The sequence below is a fragment of the Pilimelia columellifera subsp. columellifera genome, assembly GCF_039532605.1.
Classification (GTDB): domain Bacteria; phylum Actinomycetota; class Actinomycetes; order Mycobacteriales; family Micromonosporaceae; genus Pilimelia; species Pilimelia columellifera.
Window position 1 is genome coordinate 1 of record NZ_BAAARY010000055.1, and the last position, 3800, is coordinate 3800.

Annotated in this window: 1 protein-coding gene; it reads right to left on the reverse strand. The window is 69.0% G+C overall.

Annotated features, from left to right (window positions below):
• Nucleotides 1-160 precede the first annotated feature (160 nt).
• A partial coding sequence (locus ABD287_RS18210) for an amino acid adenylation domain-containing protein (RefSeq protein WP_344174739.1) occupies nucleotides 161-3800 on the reverse strand: 3640 nt, incomplete at its 5' end.

A 3800-nucleotide genomic window follows, 5' to 3' on the forward strand; every position in this document is an offset into this window, starting at 1 on the left:
GCCGAGTGCAGCAACCCGTAATCGACTGCCCCGTCCAGGTCGAAAATCGACTGACCGGTATACACGTCGGGGCTGGCGTCATCGAAAACACTGTGGAACAGAAGACCTTCCTGCAACGCAGACAACGGCAGAATATCCTCAACCACCGGTGCGTTGCGGGTCATTGCGACGACTCCCATTCTGCTCGAAGTTCGCGCTCGAACTCGTCGATTTCCAATTGGTCGATCTTGGTCAGCGTCACGTCGGACGGGGTGAGCCCACCCGCATCGGGTTGCTGGGTATGCGACACGAGGACCTCCAGGGCCTGGAACCATCGATCGGCGAGCCGTTCGACCTGCTCTTCGTCGATCGCTCCTGGCGCCCAGGTCCATACCGCAGTCAGCTCCGGGCCCGCGGGGGTGTCCCGCGTTGCCGCATTGACCTCCACCACGTGCGCCATCGGCAGCGCCGAATCCTGGTCACTGCCCGTGTCCACACCGGACTCCATTGCCCAGTCGGTGGTATCCGAGACGGCGAACCGACCCAGATAGTTGAAGCCGATCCGTGGGTTCGGCAGGGCGTCGAGCTCTGCGCTGACCGCCGGGTTGAGATAGCGCAGCAGGCCGTAACCGACGCCGCCGTCAGGCACGGCACGGAGTACTTCCTTGACCTGCTTCAGCAGCTGACCAGTCTCCGACCCGCCCGACCAGGCGGCAGCCCCGGCTACGGCACCGCTGTCCAGCCGCACCGGGTGGACAGCCGTGAACCACCCCACGGTGCGCGACAGGTCGACGCCGGGGGCGAGCTGCTCATCGCGTCCGTGACTCTCCAGATTCACCAGGAGCGAGCCCGGCTCTGCTGCGTTGTCGAGGACGGCCATCAGGAGCGAGGTGAGCAGTACGTCATTGACGCCCGCCTGATAGGCGGCGGGCACCGTGGACAGCACCGGCCCGGTCACCTCCGCCGAGAGGCGTCGGGTGAGCTTACGCGCCGAACCGTATGTATCGGCTGGGCCAACATCACGGCGACCGGGCTGGGTGGTCGGGGCGGTCACTGCCCGCAGCCACCACGAGGCCTCGTTCTGCACAGTGGGGTCGGCGGCGCGCGACTCCAGCAAGCGCGCCCACCGCCGGAACGAGGTACGCGGCGGCATCAGCTCGACCGGATGGTTGGTGGAGATCGCCTCGGCGGCCTCCCGCAGATCCGATAGCAGGATCCGCCACGACACTCCGTCGACGGCGAGGTGATTCGCCGTAAGGAGAAGCCGCCCAGGCTGGTCCGGTCCCCGGTCGAACCACACTGCCTGCACCAGGACGCCGCAGCGCGCATCTAGCCGCGCCCGCGCCGCCGCGCCTTCGGCGCGCATGGCCGCCGCGTACGCCGCCGGCTCCACGCCCGTTACGTCGACCCGGCGCAGCAACCCCTGCGACTGTTGCTCCGCGGGGTCCGGGACGGTGAGCGACCAGCACCCATCGGTGACGGTGAGGCGCATGCGCAGCGCGTCGTGATGCCGCACCACAGTCGTGAGCGCCTCCGCGACCGTTCGCTCGTCGATCCCGGCCGGCACCCGGATCACCTGCGACTGGGTGAAGCGGGCGTCGGGCTCGGCGCGCTCGGCGAATCGGTGCATGATCGGCGTGAGCGGAACTTCGCCGGTCGGGTCGTCGTCATCCAGTTCCACGTCCGCCGGGGCGTCGCTACGCCGCTCAGCCGCGAGAGCTGCCAGGGCCGCGACGGTCTGGTGCTCGAAGACATCCCGCACACTGACCTCCACCCCCGCGCGCCGCAACCGGGCAACGAGGTCGATGGAGAGGATGCTGTCACCGCCGAGACGGAAGAAGCCGTCGTCGACGCCGACCTCCGGCAGGTGCAGTACCTCGGCGAACACCCGGCAGAGCAGCTCCTCATCCGGGGTTCGAGGCGTCCGCAGCTCCGCCGGACGGCCGTAGCTGGGCGCCGGGAACGCATCCTTGTCGAGCTTGCCGTTCGGGGTCAGCGGCAGGGCCTCGACCGCAACGATCGCCGCCGGCACCATATATGCGGGCAACCGGTCCATCAGATGCTCGCGCAGCAGGTCCGGCTCATCGGGGGCACCGACGGCAGGTACGACGTAGGCCACCAGCCGGCGGTCCCCAGGCCGGTCTTCCCGCACCAGCACGGCGCTTTGCCGGACCTGCGGATGGGCCTCGAGCGCGTGCTCGATCTCCGCTGGTTCGATCCGGAAGCCGCGAAGCTTGATCTGATCGTCGGCGCGACCGACGAACATGAGGTCACCGGAGTCGGTCCAGCGAGCCAGATCCCCAGTCCGGTACATCCGCTGCCCTGGCGCCGCGTACGGGTGAGCGACGAAGCGCTCCGCCGTCAGCGCCGGCTGGTGCAGGTAGCCGCGGGCGAGACCCGCACCGCTCAGGTAGAGCTCGCCGACGGTTCCCGGCGGTACCGGCCCCAGGTTGGCGTCGAGCACGTAAGCCTGGGTGTTGGCCAACGGTCGGCCGATCGGTGCCGTGCCGTGGCCCAGCGGCTGACTGGCGGTGGCGTTCACCGTGCACTCGGTCGGGCCGTATGCGTTGATCAGCCGGCGGCTGTCCGACCAGCGCCGGACGAGGTCGGCGCTCGGCGCCTCGCCGCCGACCACCAAGGTGGTGACGGTCTCCGGCAGGCTGGCCTCCGACGGCAGTGCAGCCACCACCGCCGCGGGCAGCTTGACGTAGGTGACCTTCTCGCGGGCAATGAAGTCGGTCAGCGGCAGGTCCGCCACCCTGAGCCGTTCGGGCACCATGACCACAGTGGCGCCGGTGAGCCAGGCGCTCCACATCTCCAGCACCGACACGTCGAATGAGAACGAGGCGAACTGAAGGACCCGACTGTCGCTGGTGACTCCGTGGTCGGCGGCGACGACTCCCAGGCCAGCTATGCCAGCGTGGGTGCTCACCACGGCCTTTGGACGTCCGGTGGAGCCCGAGGTGAAGATGACGTACGCCGGGTCCTGGAGCGTCGCAGTGCGGGCACTGCCAGGGACGGGGCCGTCCGGCTCGCCGGTCAGGTCAGGCAGTCGGTCGAGGACGAGGACGGGTCGGGCATCGTTGAGGATCAGCTCGATGCGCTCGGCCGGTAGCTCGGGGTCGATCGGTAGGTAGGCGGCGCCAGCCTTCTGCACGCCCAGGATCGCGACCACCGCGTCGATCGATCGGGGCATCCGCAGCGCGACGATCTCCTCGCATCCGATGCCCTGACCGGCTAGCCAGTGGGCGAGGCGATTCGCGCGGGCGTCGAGGCCGGCGTAGGTGATTCGTTCGCCGTCGTGCTCTACAGCTGTGTGGTGTGGATGCCGGCGCGCCTGCTCCGCGAACAGCTCCGGAGCGGTCGCGGCCGGCACCTCGTGCTCGGTGGCGTTCCACTGCCGCAGTACCCGGTCCCGCTCCTCGTCGGTGAGTAGCGGCACGTCGCTGAGTCGCTGCTCCGGGTCGCTGGCGACGTGCTCGAGCAGCCGCACGAACCGTTCGGCGATACCGGCAACGGTCGCCTCGTCGAACAAGTCTCGCTTGAAGGTCAGGCGCCCGGTGAGGCCCGCCGGCGAGCCGTCCGCCCCGCTCTGCTCCAGCAGCGAGAACGAAAGATCGAGCTTTCCTGCGCCGGTCGGGATGCGTTCGTGCTGCACGGTCAGGTCAGGCAGGTCCGCCAACGCCTCCAAGGCTGCCTGGTGCTTGGCGCCGTCCAGGTTCAGCATGGTTTGGAAGAGGGGGTGGCGTGCCAGGGACCGCTGCGGATTCAACTCCTCCACCAGCCGCTCGAACGGCACATCCTGATGCCCAAACGCCGCC